This window comes from Streptomyces sp. NPDC093510 (genome assembly GCF_040683555.1).
GTDB lineage: Bacteria > Actinomycetota > Actinomycetes > Streptomycetales > Streptomycetaceae > Streptomyces.
In genome coordinates this window covers 58679-80466 of the sequence record NZ_JBFBEE010000007.1, presented here as the reverse complement: position 1 = coordinate 80466, position 21788 = coordinate 58679, and the positions used below count along the sequence as shown (strand labels likewise).

The following is a 21788-nucleotide window of genomic DNA, read 5'->3' as shown; positions in this document are numbered from 1 at the left end:
ACGCCGTCCCTCTGCACACATACGCTTCCCTCTGCGCACGTGTGCCTCACCAGGTTCCGGTCAGCGGCCGGAGAGGGCGAGGGGCGGCGTCGGCGCCATCAGGTTCATGTCACCCGTGAGGATGGCCCGCTGCAGATCCTGGAGCGGGCGCCCGGGCTCGAGACCCAGTTCGTCGTTGAGCGTCTTGCGCACCGACTGGTACACCTTGAGCGCGTCCGCCTGCCGCTCGGAGCGGTAGAGCGCCAGCATCAGCTGCCGGTAGAACGCCTCGCACATGGGATTCTCTGCGGTGAGCGCGTACAGCATCCCCACGGCCTCCCGGTGACGGCCGAGCTGGAGCTGGCATTCGACCAGCATCTCCTGGCACTCCAGGCGGATCTCGTTCAGCCAGGTCGAGAACCCGTCGATGATCGGGCCGTTGGAGACGGTGCCGTTCCCGCCCTGGCCGAGGATCGGGCCGCGCCACAGCGCGAGCGCCTGACCGAAGGCGGAGGCCGCTTCGCCGTAGCGCTGCTGCCGGAGCAACGACCGCCCCGTGTCGACGAGTTCGGGGAAGACCTGCGCGTCGATCTGGTCGTCGTCCTGCTTGCGCAGCACGTACCCCGGCGCGCGGGTCTCGACCGGGTTTCCCGCCGAGCCCGGCACCTTGAGGAACTTGCGGAGCTGGGAGATGTACACGTGCAACCCCGCAGTGGCACGCCGCGGCAGGTCCTCGCCCCAGATCTCCCGCATCAGCTGCTCCAGGGAGACCAGTTGGTCCGCGCGGATGAGGAGCACGGTCAGGACGATCTCCACCTTCTGCGCGTTGATGGTGGCGTACTTGTTCCCGTCCTTGATGCGGAGTGGGCCGAGCATCTCGTATCTCATCGCGCGTCCCCCCTCGCGCTCACGCGCCCCTGCTCGCCGTTGGCGTGCCCGCTGTCCGCGAGGGCCTTGGAGATGACCTCCGCGACGCCCTGTTGGTTCGTGTTCAGGTAGAAGTGGCCGCCGGGGAAGATCTTCAGGTCGAAGGGCCCGTCCGTGTGCTGCCGCCAGGCTTCCACTTCGTCGAGCGGGGCCTGCGGGTCCCGGTCGCCGACCAGGGCGGTGACGGGGCAGGACAGCGGCGGCGCCGGATTCCACCGGTACAGCTCGACGGCCCGGTAGTCGTTGCGCACGACCGGGATGATCTCCGCGAGCAGTTCCTCGTCGTCCAGGAACCGCGGATCCGTGCCCCCGGCCCTGCGCAGCTCGGCGACCAACTCGCTGTCGCTCAGGAGGTGTACGGTGCCCGGCCGGAACCGGGACGGTGCCCGGCGCCCCGAGACGAAGAGCCGGCAGGGCTCCTGCCCGGTCCGCTCGCGGAGCCGCTGGGCGACTTCGTAGGCGAGGACGGCGCCCATGCTGTGGCCGAAGAAGGCCAACGGCCGGTCGTCGAACGGCCCGAGCGTTCCGGTGATGAGGTCGGCGAGCTCGGGGATGTCGTCCAGGAGTCGCTCTTTGCGTCGGTCCTGCCGTCCGGGGTACTGCACCGCGAGGACCTCGGCGTCGGGCAGCAGGGTGGGGGATTGCGCGAGGGGGTGGTAGTAGGAGGCCGAGCCACCCGCGTGGGGGAAGCAGACCAGGCGGACAGTGGCTTCCGGCCGGGGTCGGAAGCGCCGTATCCATGGGTCCGACATATCGGGTGTGGGGGAGGCAGACAAGACTTTTCCCTTCGTCAGGATCGCTGACAACGGTGTCGCCACATCGCATAGCCGTTCCTGATCATGCACAGCTCAAAGTTTAAAGGGCAACGTCGCTAACTCGGCAACAGGGCGGAATCAGACATTCCCCATCGTTTATGCAGTGATTCTTGAGTGATCGAATCGAAGTCCGAAACTTGGGGTAAATTTCAATATGAATGCTTAACGCCGCACCCTGTTGCGTATGTGTCGAGGTTCGGGCGACCGGATGGCCGGGCGTGCCGCTGGTGCCGACGAACGGGCTGGTCAGGGCCCGTGTGTGCGGACCGGCCGGTCGGCGCGGCCGGTGGGGCGGGTCCCCGGGGCCCGCGTGGACCGGCGCCGTCCCGCCGCCGCGACGTTTTTTGCGGGATCATTACGTCGCATTGGTTTGACTCGTGCAGCGGCCGTTGGCCTGCACCACTTCTCCTCCTTCTCGTCACGTAAGGGAAACACTCTGCTTTCCCGCCGGAGCCGACGGGCGAATTCACGGGGGCCGCGATTGTGGCTTGTTGTTTTCTTGCGGCACCGGCCGGTGGGGATCGATCTTGATTTCGGCGTCGATGCGCCTCCGCGACCTGCGGGGCCCCGAAGTGCCGCCGCCCTGGGCCCTGGTGCGGGGCGGCGGCGGGCCCGGTGGCGGGGCGGCGACTGGCCGGATTCGGCCCCGTGTGAATCCGTGGCAGTCGGCCACTCGCCTTGCAGGCTCCAAAGGCGGGGTTGTCACCTTTTGGGGTGACTGTGCCTCGTTCAAGGCGCCCTGTCCCACAGGGCATCGGCGATCGTCGTGACATGGGTGAAGTACGGAGGCCGCGGGAAGACGGACCACCGGCCCCGCACCCGCCCACCGAGCCGCCGATCCCGCTGACCGTCGGCAAGCCGGCCGCAGGCCGGACCTGCCACCCGAAGGAGCACAAGACCGATGAGCGAGAGCATGTCGTGGCTGACGCGGGACATCCGCAAGGCCCGCAAGCAGGGCAGGGCCGAGGTCGCGCGGCGCCGGGGCGACCGACTGGCGGACCTGGTCGCTTACGCCCGCTCGGCGTCGCCGTACTACCGGGAGCTCTACCGCGGCCTGCCCGAGCGGATCGCGAACCCGGCACTGCTGCCGGTCACCGACAAGAAGCAGCTGATGGACCGCTTCGACGACTGGGCGACCGACCGTGACATCACCTTCGAGAAGGTCCGCGCGTTCACCGACGACCCCGGCCTGATCGGCCGGCGCTTCCTCGGCCGGTACCTGGTGGCCACCACGTCGGGCACCAGCGGCAGGCGCGGCCTGTTCGTGCTCGACGACCGGCACATGAACGTGTCCTCCGCCGTGTCCTCCCGCGTGCTCGCCTCCTGGCTCGGCCCCCTCGGCATCGCCAGGGCCGTCGTCCACGGCGGTCGGTTCGCCCAACTCGTCGCCACCGAAGGGCACTACGTCGGCTTCGCCGGATACTCCCGCATGACTCAGGAGGGCGGCGGCCGCAGCAAGCTGCTCCGGGCCTTCTCCGTGCACGAGCCCATGTCACGGCTGGTCGCCGAACTCAACGACTACCGCCCGGCGTTCGTCATCGGCTACGCGAGTACGATCATGCTGCTCACCGCCGAACAGGAAGCGGGGCGCCTGCACATCGACCCGGTGCTGGTCGAGCCCGCCGGCGAGACGATGACCGAGAGCGACACCGACCGCATCGCGGCGGCCTTCGGCGCCAAGGTGCGCACGATGTACAGCGCGACGGAGTGCACCTACCTCAGCCACGGCTGCGCCGAGGGCTGGTACCACGTCAACGACGACTGGGCCGTGCTCGAACCGGTCGACGCCGACCACCGGCCCACCCCGCCGGGGGAGTTCTCGCACACCGTCCTGATCAGCAACCTCGCCAACCGCGTACAGCCGTTCCTCCGCTACGACCTCGGGGACAGCGTCATGCTCCGCCCCGACCCCTGCCCCTGCGGTGTCTCGTCGCCCGCGATCCGGGTCCAGGGCCGGTCGGGCGACATCCTGACCTTCCCGTCCGGCCGGGGCGAAGACGTCAGCCTCGCCCCGCTCGCCTTCAGCAGCCTCTTCGACCGCATGCCCGGCGTCGAGCGCTTCCAGATCGAGCAGACCGCGCCGTCGACCCTGCGGGTCCGCATGGTCCGGGCCCCCGGCGCCGACGCCGACCGCGTGTGGCAGAAGGCCCACGACGGCCTGACCCATCTCCTCGCCGACAACAAGCTCGACAACGTGACCGTCGAACGGGCGGAGGAGCCACCGCGTCAGGCCTCGGGCGGCAAGTACCGGACGGTCATCCCGCTCGCGGCTTGAGAAGCCGCCGTCGCACGGCGGCCTGACCGACGATCAGGCCGGGCCCTCGCCGGTCGGCGGTGGCGGACCTGGAAGGCTCGCGCATGAACGCAGGACCATGAGCGGGCCTTCCACGGCCGCCACCATGGCGAAGGGGAACCGGTCGACCTCGAGGCAGAGGGCGATGTCATCGGGGTGCACGCCTTGGCGCACCCCCTCCGCCAGTTCGGCGGCGGCACGCGATTCTGCAGCGCGGCGGACGAACCCGGCCGCATCCGTCCCGGTCCCCGTGGCATCCGCGGCCCTCAGGGCGATGTACTGAGCACACGCCAGATCCTCTTCGGCCTGCCCGTCCTCGCCGGTGACCACGAACGTGACGTCGTCACTCCCGCGCTCCCGCAGGAGCCGGGCCGTCGCCTCCGCCACGACGAAGCCGGCGCACAGCACCAGCGGCGCCTCCTTGACCGCGAGGGCGCCGACCGTCCCTGCCGTGGTCTTCTGCACGACGGTCCGACTGCCGAGGTCGGCGGACCGCAGCAGGCCCGGCGAGTTGACCAGGTCGAACCCGGACGCGGGCGGACCGTCCTTGATCGCCACCCAGTCCGGATGACGGTCCTTGAGCGCCAGGGCTTCGTCCAGCGACTCGGCGAGAACGATCCTCTCCGCGCCCCGGGCGAAGGCCCAGGCGGCCACGGTGAAAGCGCGCATGACGTCGACCACGACCGCCACGGACGGGGGTTCGGCCAGATCGGCGATACCGGCGATACCGGTGAATCGAGCGTCCATGCCGGTCATGATCGCGCATGGCCGTCCCGGGGTGGCCGGGGGCGTCGCACCTCGCACGTGGGCGTCACGTGTGGGCGTCACGTGTGGGCGTCACGTGTGGGCGTCACGCGTGGGCGTCACGCGTGGGTGTCGGCGAGCTCGGGTTCCGGGTCGGGCCCGTCGTCGGGGCGCCCCTGCTCGGGCAGCAGGAAGGTGATGGCCAGGAACGCCACCAGCAGACACGCCTGGACGATCAGCGCGCGATGGAAGCCGCCCGTGAAGTCACCGGCCTCGGCCCGTGCGAAGAACACCGACCCGAAGACCGCGACGCCGATGGAGCCGCCGACCGCCTGCACGGCCGACAGGACGCCGGAGGCGGAACCGATCTCGTCGTCGTCGACCGCGGCGAGGACGAAGCTGAACAGGGCGGCGATCACCATGCCCGCTCCGACACCCGCGAGCGCCGCTCCGGGAACGATGTTCCAGATCGTGAACGAGGCGGCGTCGAGACCGTCCAGCTCGAACCACAGCACTGCCGCACCGGCCAGCTGGACAAGCGGGCCGACCTGCAGCACCTTGCGGCCGATCCGGTCGGCGAGGAACGCGCCGCTGACGGCTCCGCCGATCGCCGTGCCCACCGCGAGCGGCAGATTGCCGAGGCCCGCGTCCCCGGCGGTGAAGCGCTGTCCGATCTGCAGGAACAGGGTCAGCACGAGCTGCGTGCCGATCAGTCCGCCGAAGAACAGGGCGATGCCGCCGAGCCCGACGGTGAAGGCGGGCTTGCGCAGCAGGCCGGGGGTGACCAGGGCCGCACGGCCCGCCGCTGCCGTACGGCGCTGTTGTACGGCGAACAGGGCGAACCCGACCGCGGAGGCGGCCATGAATGCCCACGTCCACAGCGGCCAGCCGTCCTCCTGCCCCTGGTTCAGGGGAAGCACCAGCAGGGCGCACGAGGCCACGACCAGGCCCGCGCCGGTCACGTCCACCCGCACGGTCCGGTCGCCCGGCTTCCTGGGCACGAACTTCGCGGCGACGATCAGCGCCGCGATGCCGATCGGCAGGTTGACCAGGAACACCAACCGCCAGCCGAGGCCGAAGAAATCACCCTCGATGAGGAAGCCGCCCAGGACCGGACCGACGATGCCGCCCAGGCCGAGCACCGGGCCGAAGATCGCGAAGACCTTGGTGAGTTCGGGCCCGGAGAAGTTCTCCCGCAGCAGGCCGAGGCCCTGCGGCAGGAGCATCGCCCCGGCGGCGCCCTGCAGCAGCCTGAAGACGATCAGCGACCCGATGTTCGGCGCGATCGCGCACAGCAGCGAGGCGGCGGTGAAGGCGGTGAGGCCGAGCAGGAACATGCGGCGGCGCCCGTAGCGGTCGCCGAGGCGGCCGCCGAGCACGAGCCCGGCCCCCAGCGTCAGGGCGTAACCGCCGATCACCCACTGGAGGCCGACGGAACCGGCCCCGAGGGACTCCTCGAGCGCCGGCCCGGCGACGTTGACGATCGAGGCGTCCAGGAGGTCCATGATCTCCGCGACGATCATCACCGCCAGGATCAGCCATCGCCATCGGTAGGGCCCGGAGGTGTCGGCGGTCCCGGCGGGATCGGTGGTTGGCAGGGATGGGGCTTGCACGCTTAATGCCTCCATGATGAAGTAATTCCATCATGAAGGTAAAAGGGTGGCGGTAGGTTGTCAACGCGGGCCGCCGACGTGGACCGCGCGGCACGAGAGAGAGGTGGCGGGGCCTTCATGGAGGAAGCGATGCGCGACGGCGTCGCGGCGCAGCGCGAGCGGCTGATGGAAGGACTGAGGATCTACGGCGGTCACTACGCCGAGCTCAGTCGCCGCTTCGCCGCCTGGCTGGGGCTGCACTCCACCGACGCCACCGCGGTGCTGGAGATCGCCTCCGCCGAAGAGCGCGGCGCGCCGCTGTCACCGGCGCGGCTGAGCGAGCGCATCTCCCTCTCGACGGGCGCCACCACCGCGCTTCTGAACCGTCTCGAAGCGGCGGGGCACATCACCCGCAGCCGCGAACACTCCGACCGGCGCGTCATCACCCTGCGCAGCGGCGCACACATCCAGGAGCGCGCGGATGAATTCTTCGGCCCGCTCGCCCACCGCCTCGACACCGCCATGGCGCACTACCCGCAGGACCTCCTGGAACGGTTCGAGTCCTTCATGGCCGACCTGAACTCCACCATGGAGGCCCACCTGGCCGACGCCGAGGGCCGGACATCGGCGCCTCGCTCGTGACGGCGTTCAGCGCGCGTACGCACGCAGCGGAGGCTCCTCGGCGGCCCACGGCTGACTGTGGATCAGCAGCTCGACGGGGTAGTTCAACAGGCCGGGAAGGGCGTTGACGGCGCCCTCGCTGTTGAGCGGCATGACCGGCTTGGCGCAGTGCGCGCGGTCGATGCGGCTCATGTCGGCGGGCCCGGGGTGCTCGACCGCGTCGGCGACCAGGTCGTAGCTGACCTGGTCGACGACCATGGCGATGTGGGTGGGCCACGGCCGTGCGGGGCAGATGTCCTGGACGCCGATGCGGCGGGCGCCCGGCAGGGACGGGGGCTGCCCGTCGGCGATCACCGACTCGTCGGCGTACGAGAAGATCGTGGTGTACGACGGGCCCTCCGGCATGGGCGTGCCGTCGGCGCCGAGAGCCTTCGACCAGTTCGAGTCGCGGGCGAACTGCAGGACCGAGGCCGGGCAGCCGGTGATCTCGGCGATCGGGCGGCACGTACTGGCGAGCCGTGTCCCCTGGAACGGCGAGCCCAAGGTCACCATGTCGTCGACCTTCCCCGTCAGGTCGGGCCAGAAGCGCAGTGCCCAGGCCGTCAGGAGCCCGCCCTGGCTGTGTCCGACGAGGTCGACCTTGCGGCCGGTGGCCTCCTGGATCGTGCGGGTCGCGTGCACCACGTACTCGACGGACTCCTGCATGTCCCTGAGGCCGCGGCCGGGGGAGTCCACCCAGCAGGACTGGTAACCCCTCTTCTTCAGCTCGGCCATGTAGTTCCAGGCGTAGTTCTCCTCGCCCTTGAGGCCGGTGCCGGGCACGAAGAGGACGGTCGGCTTGTCGTCGGCCTCCCGCATGTCCTGGAGGTCCGTCCCGCAATGCAGGGCCTTCGCGAGCTCGGCGGCCGGAAGCTCCAGCGGCGGAGAGGGGTCGGCCGCCGCCAGGGCGCCGGGCGCCGGAAGCGCGGCCAGGGTCAGCACGGCCGCCGCGAGGCCGCCGAGCCATGAGGACAAGCGCACAGGGACCTCCACGGGAGTGCCGCTCCCGCCAAGGGGAGACCTCATCGACCTCATCGTGGAGCGACGCCACAGGAAACGTCAACAGCCCCACCGGTTACGGCAGTTGAGGTGTGTGTCACTCGTCCGGCAGGAGGGCGGACAGCCTAGCCCTGGCCAGGGAGGCAGCATCCTGCCCCGCCCGCACGGGGTCGACGCCGAGACGGACGAGCGGGAACGGGAGTCCGGTCGGGTCGGCGACAAGGGCCGCGTCGATGCCCGGCAGCGCACCGGCTTTCTCGACGAAACGTACGGCCTTGTCGGTCTGCGCCCGCCGCCACGCGCCCACGTCCGTCTCTCCCCGCACCTGGAGCGCGGCGAGCACACCGAGGACGGCCTCCTTGCTCGCCTTCATCGCCCGGCCGATGCCCTTCTCCTGCGCCCGGACCGCGTCCACCATCCCGGCACGCCCCAGCACCAGACCGGCCGTGGGGGCCCCAGGTACTTCTGCCCGCTGACCAGTACGAGATCGGCGCCCGTCGCCGGCAGTTCGCCGATCCGCAGATCCTGCGCGGCACCGTCGACGACGGCGGGCACCCCGCGGCGGTGCGCGGCCGCGACGGCTTCGGCGAGGGGGACGTCCGCCCCTCGGACGAGCCGGGACGACACGAGGAGAAGGCACGCCGTGTCCGGGTGGGCGAGGGCGTCCTCCAGATCCCGCACGGTGCACCCGGCCACCGCCCCCGTCGGAATCGGCGTGGCACCGGCCGGCCGGCCTGCGTGAGGGGATGCCCGTGGTCGACCGCGTGTCCGGCGGGCAGCACCACGCGCGGGCGCATGCCCCTCGTGTCCGGCAACGCCGCGACGCGCTCGGCGGAATCCCCGGTCATGGCCGCCGCGACCGACAGGGTGATCGCCGACGACGTGCAGTGCACGACGGCTGCGGACTGAGCCCCCGTGCCTTCGGCGACGACCCGGCTCACCACGTCCTGCAACTCCGCCATGACGACGAACTCACCCAGCGCTTCGGCGACGACCGCCGCGACCCGCCCATCGCTCCGCGAGACGCCCAACGGCGTACAGGTGCCCCTGGCGTTGACGACCCGCGTCAGCCCGTACTGCTCATGAAGTCCCCTGCGGGCCAGTCTCGGGCCTCTCGGCCCGGGCCGCGGGACGCACCGTGACGTGCACGACCGGCGAGAGCGCGCCGCCGCCCGTCACGCGGAGCGCGTTGGCGCCCTCGATGCCGAGTCTGACCCGCATGCTGTACGTCGCCCGGGGTGTGGTGTTCACCGTCGCGGGCAGGTCCACCCACCGCGCGCCCTGCTTCTGCTGCAGGGTGACGGGCGTACCCGTCGGCAGGTCGCGGCTCTCGCCGGAGATACGGAACTCCTCGGCGGCGCGCACGCTGCTCACCGAGGCCTTGGCGGTGAGCGCCGGGCGAGGGGCCTCGGGCCCGGGCGCGGGCGTGGCCGAGGAGCGGTCCGGGGCGGGTGGCGGCGTCGCGCCCGCCGTGACGGTCGCCATCCCCAGAACGGCGGTGGCGACGATTCCGGAGAGGGTCGATACGCGGGTGAGGTGCTTCGTGCTCGACTTCAATGTGGCGTCCGTGTCCAGGTGTTGGGGCGGGGGAGGAGCCGCGGGTTCCGCGACCGGATCAACATAGGCAAGCGCCCGCGGATCTGCGCGAACCGACGCGCTGGCGGCTCCTCCTGTTCCGTCGGCGCCTGTTCCGTCGGCATGAACCGGGGAATGCCCCGCCCGGCGGTCGAGTTGAGGCACGAGGAGAGCGTGGGAGAACGGAAAAGGAAGGCGGCGCGCGGTGGGCGTCCAGGAGCTGGAGCGGGTCGATCTGGGCGAGGTGCCCTACCTCGAGGCCATGGAGGCCATGCGGGGCTGGGTCGAGCAGCGCCGCGCCGGGACCATCGGCGACCGCCTCGTGCTCCTCACCCACCCGCCCGTGATCACGTACGGCACCCGTACCCCGCCCGACGAGCTGCCGCGCGCCGACTCGCCCGTTCCGCTCGTCGAGGTCGACCGGGGCGGTCAGGCGACGTACCACGGGCCCGGCCAGCTCGTCGGCTATCTCATCCTCAACCTGCGCGAGCGCGGCCCCGGCGACATCGTGCGCCGGGTCGAGAACGGCCTGATCGACGCGGTCCGCTCGCTCGGTCACGAGACGCTGCGCCGCGACACCCCCTCCGGCGCCCAGAGCCTCGTGGGCGTGTGGACGCCGCGCCACGAGAAGCTCGTGTCGATCGGGATGCGCATCCGCGGCGGCGTCACCAGCCACGGCTTCGCGCTCAACATCACCTCGGACCTCGACGAGTTCACGCGCTTCACCGCGTGCGGGCTGCCCGAGGTGGCGATGACCTCCCTCGCAGAGATGGCCGCCGAGCGGGGAGTCGAGGCCCCCGGCGAAGCAGCGGTGCGGGACGCGGTGGCACTGGCCTTCGGCGCACGCCGGACCGGCTCCTGACCGAGGAGCGGAGCCCGGCTCCCGGCCGGGTGCCCAGGGCGGCTGGACATCCCCCCGGGGCCTCTGGCATGGTCGCCCGTCCGTCCCCCTCCAGGACCGAAGGGAGAGTCACGATCACGATGATCGAAGTGAGCACACGGAGCGTCAAGGAAGCGGCCGCCGCCGAGCAGCTGCGCGCGGAGACCACGACGCTGGACATTCCGAAGGGTTTCGACCTGTGGACGGCCGAGGAGATCTCCGACTGGCTCGACCGGGTCGAGGACGACCCGGGAGTCTCCGACGCCGACTTCTACGCCGCCCAGCAGGCGGTGCAGCGGGTCCTCGACGCCGAGGGGCCCTGACCCGCCGGGGCCCCCGGATGCCGGAAGCCGGGGCTACGTGTGCAGCGCACCGTCCTCCTCCACATGCCCCTCCGGCTCCAGCTGGATCGTCGAGTGGGCCACGTCGAAGTGCCCCCCGACGCACCGCTGCAGCCGCCCCAGGAGCTCCCCGTAGCCGCTTGCGAGGGCCGCCTCCGTGACCACCACGTGAGCGGTGAGCACCGGCATCCCCGAAGTGACCGTCCAGCCGTGCAGATCGTGCACGGCGACCACGCCCCGCTCCGCCAGCAGGTGCCGGCGCACCTCGCCGAGGTCGACGTCCTGCGGGGTCGCCTCCAGCAGGACGTGCACGGAGTCCCGCAGCAGCCCGTACGCGCGCGGCACGATCAGCAGGCCGATGACGATCGACGCGATGGGGTCGGCGGCCTGCCACCCCGTGAGCAGGATGACGAGGCCGCCCACGATCACCGCGACCGAGCCGAGCGCGTCCCCGAGAACCTCCAGGTAGGCGCCCCGCAGGTTGAGGCTCTTGTCCTTGGCGTCGCGCAGCAGCCACAGGCCCGCCAGATTGGCGAGGAGCCCGCCCACCGCGACGACGAACATCAGGCCGCCCTCGACTTCCACCGGCTCGCTGAACCGGCCGATCGCCGACCACAGGACCCAGACGAAGATGGCGACGAGGAGCAGCGCGTTCAGGACGGCGGAGAAGATCTCGACCCGGTAGAAGCCGAAGGTGCGGCGCGGGGTCGGCGCCCGCTGGGCGAGGGTGATGGCGCCGAGGGCCAGCGAGACGCCGACCGCGTCGGTCAGGCTGTGGGCCGCGTCGGCGAGCAGCGCGAGGCTGCCGGACAGGAGCGCGCCGACCACCTGGATGACGGTGATCGAGCCGCTGATGCCGATGGTCCACAGCAGGCGGTTGCGGTACGTCCCGCTCAGCGTGCCGCCCGCCGCGCCGGCGGACGGGCCGTGGTCGTGCCCCATGCCCGCGAGTGGAACACGCGCTCCGGGGGGCCGCCACCGAGCGGTCGTCCACTCGGCGCAGCCCAGTGGGGCCTCAGTGCAGCTGCGAGGACACCGACGTGTCGCGCTGGTGCGGGATGCCGAGCGGCGGCGGCAGCTCACCCTGCTGCACCCTGACCGTGCGCACGGGGGCGGGGACCCGGATGCCCTCGGCGCGGTAGCGCTGGTGCAGGCGCTTGATGAACTCGTGCTTGATGCGGTACTGGTCGCTGAACTCGCCCACACCGAGAATCACCGTGAAGCTGATCCGCGAGTCGCCGAAGGTGTGGAAGCGGATGGCCGCCTCGTGGTCGGGGACCGCGCCGGTGATGCCGGCCATCACCTCGTCCACGACCTCCGTCGTGACCTTCTCGACCTGCTCCAGGTCACTGTCGTAGCTGACCCCGACCTGCACCATGATCGACAGCTCCTGCTCGGGGCGGCTGTAGTTGGTCATGTTGGTGCCCGCGAGCTTGGCGTTGGGGATGATGACGAGGTTGTTGGAGAGCTGACGGACCGTGGTGTTGCGCCAGTTGATGTCGACGACGTAGCCCTCCTCCCCGCTGCTGAGCTGGATGTAGTCGCCGGGCTGCACCGTCTTCGCGGCGAGGATGTGCACGCCCGCGAAGAGGTTGGCGAGCGTGTCCTGGAGCGCGAGGGCGACCGCGAGACCTCCCACGCCGAGCGCGGTGAGCAGCGGCGCGATGGAGATGCCGAGGGTCTGCAGGACGATGAGGAAGCCCATCGCGAGCACCACGACGCGCGTGATGTTCACGAAGATGGTGGCCGAGCCCGCCACTCCGGAGCGGGACTGCGCGACGGCCTTGACCAGGCCGGTGACGATCCGGGCCGCCGTGAGCGTGGCCGCCAGGATGAGCAGGGCGGTCAGCGTCATGGTGACGTTGCGTCCGGTGCGCGGCGTGAGGGGCAGCGCGCCCGCCGCGGCGGCGAGCCCGGCCGTGATGGCCGCGCAGGGGACGAGGGTGCGCAGCGCGTCGACGATGACGTCGTCACCGCTCCACCGGGTCCTGCTCGCCCGCTCGCCGAGCCACCGCAGGAGTGCGCGGAGCAGCAGCCCGGCGGCGATGCCGGCGGCGACGGCGATCCCGGCCATGATCCAGTCGTGCAGTGTGAGCGCACGGGTCATCAGTTCCCTCCCGTCGTACGGGGGGAGTGCGCCTGCGTGCGGCGTATGTGATGTGACGTCACCTTGTGATACCTGCTCGATTCCGGGGAGTGCGGTCACGCCGGGACGAGGGCTCGGTCCGGCGCGGTCGTCATCCTGCCCCATCCGTGCACGGCAGGCGCGCATACCCCCACCTGGACCTTCACAGAGTGGCCACGTCTGTCCATCCGGGGATGCGCGCGCAGTCCGTGGTAAAGCATTGATGGCGATTTATCGACGTGGTCGATCGGAATCGAGCCGGTCGATCGGTGCGAGCGGAGGCGGTTGAACCATGGCGACCATGCACGGGCCCGGGAATTCACCCGTCAATTCCCACAACGAGTGGGACCCCCTGGAGGAAGTCGTCGTCGGCCGCCTCGACGGCGCCACCATCCCGTCCAGTCACCCGGTCGTGACCTGCAACATCCCGCCCTGGGCCGCCCGGCTCCAGGGTCTCGCCGCCGGCTTCGCGTATCCGCACCGGCTGATCGAGCCCGCGCAACAGGAACTCGACCAGTTCATCGCTCTCCTGGAATCCCTCGACATCACGGTGACGCGACCGGCCGCGGTCGACCACAAGCAGCGCTTCGCCACCCCCGACTGGCATTCGCGCGGGTTCTGCAACGCCTGTCCGCGCGACGGCATGCTCGTCATCGGCGACGAGATCATCGAGACCCCGATGGCGTGGCCGTGCCGGTATTTCGAGACGCACTCCTACCGCGAACTCCTCAAGGACTACTTCCGGCGCGGCGCGCGCTGGACGGCGGCGCCGAGACCCCAGCTCACCGATGCCCTGTACGAGAAGGACTTCCGTCCTCCCAAGGACGGCGAGCCCATGCGCTACATCCTCACCGAGTTCGAACCGGTCTTCGACGCGGCGGACTTCGTGCGCGCGGGCCGCGACCTGTTCGTGACGCGGAGCAACGTCACGAACCGGATGGGCATCGAATGGCTGCGCCGCCACCTCGGGCCGGAGTACCGCGTCCACGAGATCGAGAGCCGCTGCCGCGTGCCCATGCACATCGACACCACGTTCGTCCTGCTCGCACCCGGCAAGGTCCTCGTCAATCCCGAGTACGTCGACGTCGACCGGCTGCCCGACGTGCTCAGCTCGTGGGACGTCCTGGTCGCCCCGGAGCCCGACCCGATCGACGAGCGCGTGCTGAAGATGACCTCGATGTGCGGCAAGTGGCTCAGCATGAACGTGCTGATGATCGACGAGAAGCGGGTGATCGCGGAGCGGCACCACACGGGCATGCTGCGCGCGCTCGAATCGTGGGGGTTCGAGCCGATCCCGTGCGACCTGCTCCACTACGCGCCGTTCGGCGGCTCGTTCCACTGCGCGACGCTCGACGTCCGGCGCCGCGGCACGCTCGAAACGTACTTCGACTGACCGCCGCCGGAGGGGTTCCCCTGCCGCCACGGTTATGCAAGTCTCCTCTCTAATTCCGCGCGCCGGGGGACATCACAGCCCGTCAAGCGGTCTGTCGCCGTGCGGATCCGGGGTGAAGCACTGATGCGGAACGGGGCTCGTGGGCACGACCTGATCGCGCTGCGGCGGCTCAACACCACCGTCGTCCTGCGTGCCCTGCACCGCCGCAGCCCGCGCACCCTCGCCGAACTCGCCGCGGGCACCGGCCTGTCCCGGCCCACCGTGGAAGCCGCCGTCGAAGAACTCGCCGAGCGCGGGCTGGTCGGCGAGTCCGCCGAGGAGTCGGCCGAGCGCACCCCCGGCCGCCCCGCACGCCGCTTCCGCTTCCGCGCGGAGGCCGGGTACGTGCTCGGCGCCGACATAGGGCTGCACAAGATGGTGCTGCTCCTCGCCGACCTCGGCGGCACCGTACTGGCCGTCCACCGGCGCGACATCGACCCGGGACTTGGCGGCGGCGCCCGCCTCGACCTGCTGCGCCACGCCACGGAGACCTTCCTCGACGCCCAGGCCCCGCGCCGCGCCGCCGTACTGGCCCGGTGCGTCGGCGTGCCCGGAGTGGTGGACAGGAGCGGGGTCGTGACCTCCATGGTGGTTCCCGAGTGGTCCGGCGTCGATCTCGGGCGGCTGCTGCGGGACGACCGGCCGGGGCACACCCTCGTCGAGAACGACGTCAACCTCGCAGTCCTCGCCGAGCGCTGGCAGGGCGCCGCCACCCTCGCAGGCGACGTCGTCTGCGTCCTCACCGGGCACCGCGTCTCGTGCAGCCTCACCATCGGCGGCCGGCTGCACCGGGGCAGGCGCGGCGGCGCGGGCGAACTCGGCATGCTGCCGCTGCTCGGCATGAGCACCGCGCAGGAGGCCCTGAAGTGGCCGGGCGGGCGGCGCGCCGGAGAGTCCGAAGTGGCCGCGCTCGCCCGCGCGGCGGACACGGCGGACCCGCGCGCACTTGCCGCAGTCGCGGACTTCGCCGACCGCATCGCGCCGGGCATCGCGGCCCTCGCCCTCGCCGTCGACCCGGAACTGATCGTGCTGACCGGCGGTGCGACCCCCGTCGGCCGGCACCTCGTGCCGCTCCTGGAGGAGCGGCTGCGGCCCATGACCCTGCACGTCCCGCGCATCGCGCTGAGCACGCTCGGCGAGCGGGGCGTGGCCATCGGCGCCGTACGCAAGGCGCTCGACCGGGTGGAGGAGGACCTGCTCGCGGACAAGGCGCCGTAGCGGCGGCCCGCCGTGCGCGGGACGGCCGTGGGGCGTCCGACGACTCATCGGGAGGCGAAGGCGCACATGCGCAGAAGGACTCTGCTCGGCGGGGCGCTGGCGGCCCCCTTGCTCGCCGCCTGCTCCGGAGGGGGCGACGGTACGGACAGCGGTGGCAGGACCACGCTCTCGTACGGGATGTGGGATCCGGCGCAGGTGCCGGGCATGGAGAAGATCATCGCCGCGTTCGAGAAGCGGAATCCGCGCATATCCGTGCGGATCCAGCTGACGCCCTGGGCGAGCTACTGGACCACCCTCAAGACGTCGATGCGCGGTGGCACGGCCCCCGACGTGTTCTGGATGAACGCCGTCAACTTCCAGCTGTACGCGTCGAACGGCGTCCTCGAACCGCTCTCCGGGCACATCAAGGCCGACGCCACCCCCGTGGACCGCCACCCCGAGGCCCTGGTGAAGCTCTACGCCTACCGCGGCACGCAGTACGGCCTGCCCAAGGACTTCGACACCATCGGCCTCTGGTACAACAAGCAGCTCTTCGACAAGGCGGGCATCAAATACCCCGATTCCACCTGGACCTGGGACGACGTGCGCGACGCGGCGGCCGAACTCACCGACTCCCACCGGGGCGTGCACGGTTTCGCCGCCGAGATGCAGCGGCAGATCAAGATCTACCCTGCCGTCTGCGGCGCCGACGGCTTCATCCTGCGGGACGGCCGGTCCGGCTTCGGCGACGACCGCTCCATCGAGGGCCTGCGCTTTCTGACCGACATGATCGACCGGGGCTGGTCGCCCCCGCAGAGCGCGATGGTCGAGTCCGTCGGGCGCGTGCGCTACTGGTCGGAGAAGGTCGCCATGAACTACGACCTCTCCGCGATGGCCGGGCAGATGTACGCCGTGCCCGCGATCAAGGACCACGGCGGCATCGCCGTCCTGCCCAGGGGCCGCCGCAGGGCCACCATCATCCACGGCCTGGCGAACGTCATCTCCGCCAAGAGCGACAAGAAGGCGGCCGCCTGGAAATTCGTGCACTTCATGGCGGGCCGTGAGGCCGCCGAGATCCAGGCCAAGGCGGGCGTCACCATCTCCTCGTACGCGGGAACGCAGGACGCCTGGCTCAAGTCGATGCCCGAATTCGACCTCAAGCACTTCATCGAGATGCAGAAGTACGCGGTTCCCTACCCGAGCTCCGAGAACACCCCCGTCTGGGAAAACCTCCAATACCCGCTGCTCGGCGCCGCTTTCAGCGGCAAGGGCGGCATCGAGAGCGCCGCCCGCACGCTGGGCGAACAGATGGACCGGGCCCTGAAGGAGGAACGCGCCTCATGAGTGTCTTTCCCGCGACGGCGGCCGCGAAGTCGGCCGGACGCGGCCGGTCAGCCGCGTCCGGCGCGCGCCCCGGCTCCCGCAACCAGCGGTCCGCCTACTGGTACATAGCGCCGCTCGGCCTCGGCTTCGCCGTCTTCTACTTCTGGCCGCTGCTGCAGACCTTCTACTTCAGCTTCACCGAATTCGGCGCGTTCGGCGGCCACACCTTCATAGGCACCGACAATTACCTGCGCGTCGTCAAGGACGTCACCGTCTGGCAGGCGCTCGGCAACACCCTGATCTACAGCGTCATCGGACTGATGGCGCTGCCCGTCGCCATCGTCGTCGCATCGCTCCTGAACCGGCGCGGGCTGCGCGGCGTCTCCGTCTACCGCGCCCTGTACTTCGTGCCGTTCGTGACGCTGCCCGTCGCCGTCGGACTCGTCTGGAACTGGCTCTACAACGGCGACTTCGGCCTCGTCAACGAAATCCTGAGCTGGTTCGGCGCCGACCGCCACTACTGGGTCTCCGACCCCTCCACCGCCGTCTACGCGATCGGCACGGTGATGGTCTGGTCGACCACCGGCTACTACCTGGTCATCTTCATGGCGGGCATCAAGGGGATTCCGCAGGACTACTACGAAGCCGCGGAACTCGACGGAGCCGGGGCGCTGCGCCGGTTCTTCACCATCACGCTCCCGCTGCTCAGCCCGACCATCTTCTTCGCCTCCGTCATCTGCATGATCAACTCCCTGCAGACCTTCGACCTGATCTACATCATGATGGCCGAGCAGAATCCCGCGATCGGCGATACGCAGTCGATCGTCGGCCTCTTCTACAAATGGGCGTTCGTCGAGAACGCGCAGGGCGCCGCCGCCGCGCTCGCCTTCCTGCTGATGCTGGTCATCGCGGCCCTGACGTATCTCCAGTTCCGGATGCAGAAGAGGTGGGTGCACTATGCCTGAGCCCCGAAGGCGCATCGACACCGGATCCGTCGCCACGCACGCCGTGCTCTCCCTCGGCGCGTTCGTGATGGTATTCCCGTTCCTGTGGCAGCTGCTCACCGCGCTCAAGACCCTCGCGGAGACCTCACGGGTGCCGCCCACCTTCCTGCCCGACCGATGGAACTGGGCGAGTTTCGAAGAAGTCTTCACCGCGATGCCGTTCCGCGAAATGCTCACCAACAGCCTCATCAACACCGTCGGGCGCACCCTCGGCCAGCTCGTGTTCTGCTCGCTCGCCGCCTACGCGTTCGCCCGTATGCAATTCCGCGGCCGCAACGCCCTGTTCGCGCTGTTCCTGTCCGTCCTGATGGTCCCGAGCTCCCTGCTCGTCCTGCCGCAGTACGACATCATCCAGTCGCTCGGCCTGCTCAACACCGCGCCCGCGCTCTTCCTGCCCGGCATGTTCAGCGCGTTCGGCACCTTCATGCTCCGCCAGTTCTTCCTCACGCTCCCCAAGGAGCTGGAGGAGGCGGCCCGCATCGACGGCGCGGGCTCCTTCCGCATCTTCTGGTCGATCATGCTGCCGCTGATCCGGCCCGCGCTGGCCGCACTCGCCGTCATCACCGCCATGTGGTCCTGGAACGACCTGCTGTGGCCCCTCATCGTCAACACCGACCCCGAGAAGATGCCGATCAGCGCCGGACTGACCTCACTGGAGGGCCAGTACGAGACCAACTACCCGGTGATGATGGCCGGTTCACTCATCGCGAGCCTGCCGATGCTGCTCGTCTACCTCTTCCTCCAGCGGCACTTCGTCCAGAGCGTCGCCCTCTCCGGCTCCAAGAGCTGACCGGCGCCCCGCACCTCTGCGTACCCCCCACAGAAAGGCAGCCCCTGTTCATGCCCCCGCTTCACATCGGCCTGCTCGGTGCCGGCGGCATCGCGCGCGCCCATCTGCCCGGCTGGCTGGCGCTCGGCGCCCGGGTCAGCGTGTACACCGTCGACGGCTCCGGGGAGAAGCTCGCCTCGGAGTACGCCGGACGCGGGCACGACATCCGCGCCGTCGGCAGCCTGGACGCGCTCCTCGCGGACACGGACGCCGTCGACGTCTGCACCCCCACCCCCACCCACAAGCACCTCGCCCTCGCGGCCGTCGCCGCGGGCCGGCACGTCGTCTGCGAGAAGCCGCTCGCCCTCACCGCCCACGACGCCGAGCAGATCGCGGCCGCGGCCGACGCGGCCGGTGTACGACTCCACCCGGCCCACGTGGTGCGCTACTTCCCGGCGTACGCGGCCCTGCGGCAGGCCGTCGCCCGCGGAGACCTCGGCGAACTCGCCGTGCTGCGCTTCACGCGCGGCGGGGCCAGGCCCCAGTGGGCTCCGTGGTTCGGCGACCCGGCCCAGTCCGGCGGCGTCATCATGGACCTGATGGTGCACGACATCGACATCGCCCGCTGGCTCGCGGGCGACGTGGTCCGCGTGCACGCCAGGACCCGCGGCGTCGAACACGCCACCGGCGCCCCGCCCGAGGTCGTCACCGCGTCAACCGTCCTCACCCACGCCTCGGGCGCCGTCAGCCACATCAACGGCCTGTGGGGCCTGCCCGACCAGCAGTTCCGCACGACGTTCCGGGTCGCGGGAGCCGACGGCCTGCTGCACCACGACTCCACCGCCGTCCCCGGCTTCCGGATCACCGCCCAGGGCGTACGCGCCGCCAACGAAGGCATCCCGACAAGCCCCATGACCGAGAGCCCCTTCCTCACCGAACTCCGCGAGTTCGCCGCGTCCTGGCGGGACGGCGGGCCCGAACCGAGGGTGAGCGCCCGCGACGGCGTCGAAGCGGTACGGATAGCCGAGGCCGCGGCGGAGTCCAGCCGCACCGGCCGTGTCGTCGAGCTCGCCACCGCCGCCCACGCACACCCCGTCAAGACAGTGACCGAGGAGGCAGCGCGATGAAGGTCGCCGTCCTGTCGTTCGCCCACGTCCACGCGGCGGGCTACCTGCGCCTCCTCGACCGCATGCCCGGCATCGAGGTCCTGGGCAGCGACCCGGACACGGACCTCGCCGCGCCCGGCGAGGTGCGGGGCCGCGCGCTCGCCGAAGCGGTGGGAGTCGCCTACGCGGACACGTACGAGGAAGCTTTCGCCTGGTGCCCGGACGCGGTGATCGTCTGCTCCGAGAACGCCCGGCACCGGCCGCTCGTCGAACGCGCCGCCGCGCACGGCGTGGCCGTCCTCTGCGAGAAGCCCCTGGCGGCCACGGTCGAGGACGGCGAGGCGATGGTCGCGGCCTGCCGCGCCGCGGGAGTGCGGCTCGCGGTCGCCTACCCCGTGCGTTTCAGCCCGGCGTACGCGGCCGTGAAGGCGGCCGTCGACTCGGGCGACGCGGGACGGGTCCTCGCGGTGTCGGGCGCGAACAACGGCGCCATGCCGACACGCGCCCGCCGCTGGTTCGCCGAACCCGAACTCTCCGGCGGCGGCGCCCTGATGGACCACACCGTGCACATCGCCGACCTGCTCGACGACCTGTTCTCCGAGGCCCGGCCCGTCGAGGTGTACGCGCAGACCAACAACCTCCTGTACGCCGACGAGGTCGCCGCCGAGACCAGCGGCCTGGTCAGCGTCACCTACTCCAACGGCGCCGTCGCCACCATCGACTGCAGCTGGTCCCACCCCCGCTCCCACCACTCCTGGGGCGGCCTGGAACTCACGGTCGTGGGCGAGCGGGCCACCCTGGAGATGGACGCCTTCGACCAGAAGGTGCACGGCTTCAGCGAACGCCAGAGGCGCGGCACGGAGGTGCCGTTCGGCGTCGACCTGGACGAACTGATGCTGCGCGCCTTCCTGTACGGGCCAGAGGAGGGCGGCATGAACGTCGCCGACGGCGAGGGAGGTCTGCGCACCCTGCGCGTCGTGGCGGCGGGCTACGCCTCGTCCCGCAGCGGAGTCCCGGTCACGCTCGACCTGGGCTGAGCGACGGACACGTCGGCCTTCTCTTCCTCTTCCTGGTGGGGTTCCGGTGCGGCCGGCCCTCCGGGCCGGTTCACCAGGAGTACGGCGCCGAGGCTGATCACGAAGCCGGTCACGGCCAGGGCGCCGACCGGGTCGCCGAACATCAGGAACGCCCAGAAGGCGGTGGTGGGCGGACAGAGGTAGATGAGGCTGTTGACCCTGGTCACCGAGTGGTGCTTCAGGTTGAGCCAGTAGAAACCGTAACCGCCGAACGTGGCCAGGAAGACCATCCAGAACAGCGCCAGCCAGAAGCCCCCGTCGCCGGGAGGCCGGGCGTTTCCGGAGGCGAGGCCCAGGCACGTGAACAGCACGGCGCTGGTGCAGCATTGGATCGCCAGCGAGTCGCCCAGGGGCACGGCCGCGCCGCGTCCTCGCTGCAGGAGCGTGGCCGCGGTGAGCGTGGCCATGCCGATGAACGGCACCGCGTAGATCCAGCCCGGTCGGTCGGAGGCCAGACTCAGACCGTCACCGATCACCAGGGCGACCGCGACGAGGCCGAGCACCAGCCCGACCCACTGGCGTCCGGTCACGCGTTCCTTGAGCAGCGGGCCGACCAGCGCCCCGGCGACCAGCGGCTGAAGGGACTCGATGAGGGACGTCGTGCCGGCCGGCACCCCCAGTTCGATGGACTTGACGGAGCTGAGCAGGTAGACGCTCTGCGCGAGCAGACCGACGACGACCTGGGTGGCGACATCACGGGACGACAGGCGGTGCCGGCGACGGCGGACGATCCACCACCACGGCACCACCAGGGCGGCCACGATGAGAAAGCGCCACATGAGGACGGTGAGCGTGTCAGCGGCGTCGGTCCCCAGACGGGCCCCGATGAATCCGGAACTCCACATCACGACGAGCGCGGCCGCGGGCAGCGGCCCGCTGGTCAGGGAGAGGGAACGCATCCGGCGGGGCTCCTTGTCCGGGTACAGAGTGGAGTGGTGTGCGGTGCGGCCG

Annotated in this window: 22 protein-coding genes; 11 read left to right on the top strand and 11 right to left on the bottom strand. The window is 70.7% G+C overall.

All coding sequences use genetic code 11. The features are described from left to right. Positions 1-60: 60 nt before the first annotated feature. Positions 61-867, bottom strand: coding sequence for an AfsR/SARP family transcriptional regulator (locus AB0N81_RS13325; protein WP_365357916.1), 807 nt, complete (start codon positions 865-867; stop codon positions 61-63). Further along, positions 864-1682, bottom strand: coding sequence for an alpha/beta fold hydrolase (locus tag AB0N81_RS13320; protein ID WP_365357915.1), 819 nt, complete (start codon positions 1680-1682; stop codon positions 864-866). The genes AB0N81_RS13325 and AB0N81_RS13320 overlap by 4 nt, the downstream gene beginning before the upstream one ends. A gap of 940 nt (positions 1683-2622) precedes the next feature. On the opposite strand from AB0N81_RS13320, the gene AB0N81_RS13315 reads away from it, so the two are divergent. Further along, positions 2623-3996, top strand: coding sequence for a phenylacetate--CoA ligase family protein (locus AB0N81_RS13315; protein WP_365357914.1), 1374 nt, complete (start codon positions 2623-2625; stop codon positions 3994-3996). Between the two features lie 33 nt (positions 3997-4029). On the opposite strand, the gene AB0N81_RS13310 is transcribed toward AB0N81_RS13315, so the two are convergent. Together AB0N81_RS13310 and AB0N81_RS13305 are read right to left on the bottom strand one after the other, a co-directional pair. After that, positions 4030-4761, bottom strand: a complete 732-nt coding sequence (locus AB0N81_RS13310; RefSeq protein WP_365357913.1) for a 2-phosphosulfolactate phosphatase — start codon at positions 4759-4761, stop codon at positions 4030-4032. A gap of 116 nt (positions 4762-4877) precedes the next feature. Further along, positions 4878-6386 (bottom strand): MFS transporter, encoded by a 1509-nt coding sequence (locus AB0N81_RS13305; protein WP_365357912.1) that lies wholly within the window; start codon positions 6384-6386, stop codon positions 4878-4880. A 102-nt stretch (positions 6387-6488) separates the two neighbouring features. On the opposite strand from AB0N81_RS13305, the gene AB0N81_RS13300 reads away from it, so the two are divergent. Continuing rightward, positions 6489-6992 carry a MarR family transcriptional regulator gene (locus AB0N81_RS13300; RefSeq protein ID WP_365357911.1) on the top strand — a complete coding sequence of 168 codons (504 nt, stop codon included), beginning with the start codon at positions 6489-6491 and terminating at the stop codon, positions 6990-6992. 6 nt (positions 6993-6998) lie between these two features. Here AB0N81_RS13300 and AB0N81_RS13295 read toward each other — a convergent pair whose 3' ends face one another. From AB0N81_RS13295 to AB0N81_RS13280, 4 genes are all read right to left on the bottom strand, one after another. Next, on the bottom strand, positions 6999-7991 hold the full coding sequence (locus AB0N81_RS13295; RefSeq protein ID WP_365357910.1) for an alpha/beta fold hydrolase: 993 nt from the start codon (positions 7989-7991) through the stop codon (positions 6999-7001). A gap of 115 nt (positions 7992-8106) precedes the next feature. Further along, complete coding sequence (locus AB0N81_RS13290; protein WP_365357909.1) at positions 8107-8427, bottom strand: hypothetical protein; 321 nt, start codon at positions 8425-8427, stop codon at positions 8107-8109. Continuing rightward, a complete protein-coding gene (locus AB0N81_RS13285) occupies positions 8379-8690 on the bottom strand; it encodes an aminotransferase class V-fold PLP-dependent enzyme (RefSeq protein WP_365357908.1) in 312 nt (103 codons plus the stop codon). Before AB0N81_RS13285 ends, AB0N81_RS13290 begins: the two co-directional genes overlap by 49 nt. Before the next feature lie 399 nt (positions 8691-9089). Continuing rightward, a complete protein-coding gene (locus tag AB0N81_RS13280; protein WP_365357907.1) occupies positions 9090-9566 on the bottom strand; it encodes a hypothetical protein in 477 nt (158 codons plus the stop codon). A gap of 223 nt (positions 9567-9789) precedes the next feature. Here AB0N81_RS13280 and lipB point away from each other — a divergent pair, with 223 nt between their 5' ends. Continuing rightward, positions 9790-10446, top strand: a complete 657-nt coding sequence (lipB, locus tag AB0N81_RS13275; protein ID WP_365357906.1) for a lipoyl(octanoyl) transferase LipB — start codon at positions 9790-9792, stop codon at positions 10444-10446. Between the two features lie 128 nt (positions 10447-10574). Further along, a complete protein-coding gene (locus tag AB0N81_RS13270) occupies positions 10575-10787 on the top strand; it encodes a hypothetical protein (protein ID WP_365357905.1) in 213 nt (70 codons plus the stop codon). A gap of 33 nt (positions 10788-10820) precedes the next feature. Here the strand turns inward: AB0N81_RS13270 and AB0N81_RS13265 are convergent, their stop codons facing one another. Both AB0N81_RS13265 and AB0N81_RS13260 read right to left on the bottom strand, forming a co-directional pair. After that, complete coding sequence (locus AB0N81_RS13265; protein ID WP_365357904.1) at positions 10821-11747, bottom strand: cation diffusion facilitator family transporter; 927 nt, start codon at positions 11745-11747, stop codon at positions 10821-10823. A gap of 73 nt (positions 11748-11820) precedes the next feature. Continuing rightward, on the bottom strand, positions 11821-12912 hold the full coding sequence (locus AB0N81_RS13260; protein ID WP_365357903.1) for a mechanosensitive ion channel family protein: 1092 nt from the start codon (positions 12910-12912) through the stop codon (positions 11821-11823). A gap of 310 nt (positions 12913-13222) precedes the next feature. Here AB0N81_RS13260 and AB0N81_RS13255 point away from each other — a divergent pair, with 310 nt between their 5' ends. From AB0N81_RS13255 to AB0N81_RS13225, 7 genes are all read left to right on the top strand, one after another. Continuing rightward, a complete protein-coding gene (locus AB0N81_RS13255) occupies positions 13223-14323 on the top strand; it encodes an amidinotransferase (protein ID WP_365357902.1) in 1101 nt (366 codons plus the stop codon). 123 nt (positions 14324-14446) lie between these two features. After that, positions 14447-15580: an ROK family transcriptional regulator gene (locus AB0N81_RS13250; RefSeq protein WP_365357901.1), complete on the top strand. Its 1134-nt coding sequence runs from the start codon at positions 14447-14449 to the stop codon at positions 15578-15580. A 66-nt stretch (positions 15581-15646) separates the two neighbouring features. Next, a complete protein-coding gene (locus AB0N81_RS13245; RefSeq protein WP_365357900.1) occupies positions 15647-16903 on the top strand; it encodes a sugar ABC transporter substrate-binding protein in 1257 nt (418 codons plus the stop codon). Beyond that, a complete protein-coding gene (locus AB0N81_RS13240) occupies positions 16900-17847 on the top strand; it encodes a sugar ABC transporter permease (protein ID WP_365357899.1) in 948 nt (315 codons plus the stop codon). Before AB0N81_RS13245 ends, AB0N81_RS13240 begins: the two co-directional genes overlap by 4 nt. After that, positions 17840-18676: a carbohydrate ABC transporter permease gene (locus tag AB0N81_RS13235; protein ID WP_365357898.1), complete on the top strand. Its 837-nt coding sequence runs from the start codon at positions 17840-17842 to the stop codon at positions 18674-18676. Before AB0N81_RS13240 ends, AB0N81_RS13235 begins: the two co-directional genes overlap by 8 nt. A 50-nt stretch (positions 18677-18726) precedes the next feature. Beyond that, positions 18727-19782 (top strand): Gfo/Idh/MocA family oxidoreductase, encoded by a 1056-nt coding sequence (locus AB0N81_RS13230; RefSeq protein WP_365357897.1) that lies wholly within the window; start codon positions 18727-18729, stop codon positions 19780-19782. After that, entirely contained in the window at positions 19779-20798 is a 1020-nt protein-coding gene (locus AB0N81_RS13225) for a Gfo/Idh/MocA family oxidoreductase (RefSeq protein WP_365357896.1), read from the top strand. Before AB0N81_RS13230 ends, AB0N81_RS13225 begins: the two co-directional genes overlap by 4 nt. On the opposite strand, the gene AB0N81_RS13220 is transcribed toward AB0N81_RS13225, so the two are convergent. Then, a complete protein-coding gene (locus AB0N81_RS13220) occupies positions 20750-21736 on the bottom strand; it encodes a DMT family transporter (RefSeq protein WP_365357895.1) in 987 nt (328 codons plus the stop codon). The genes AB0N81_RS13225 and AB0N81_RS13220 overlap by 49 nt on opposite strands. Between the last annotated feature and the right edge of the window lie 52 nt (positions 21737-21788).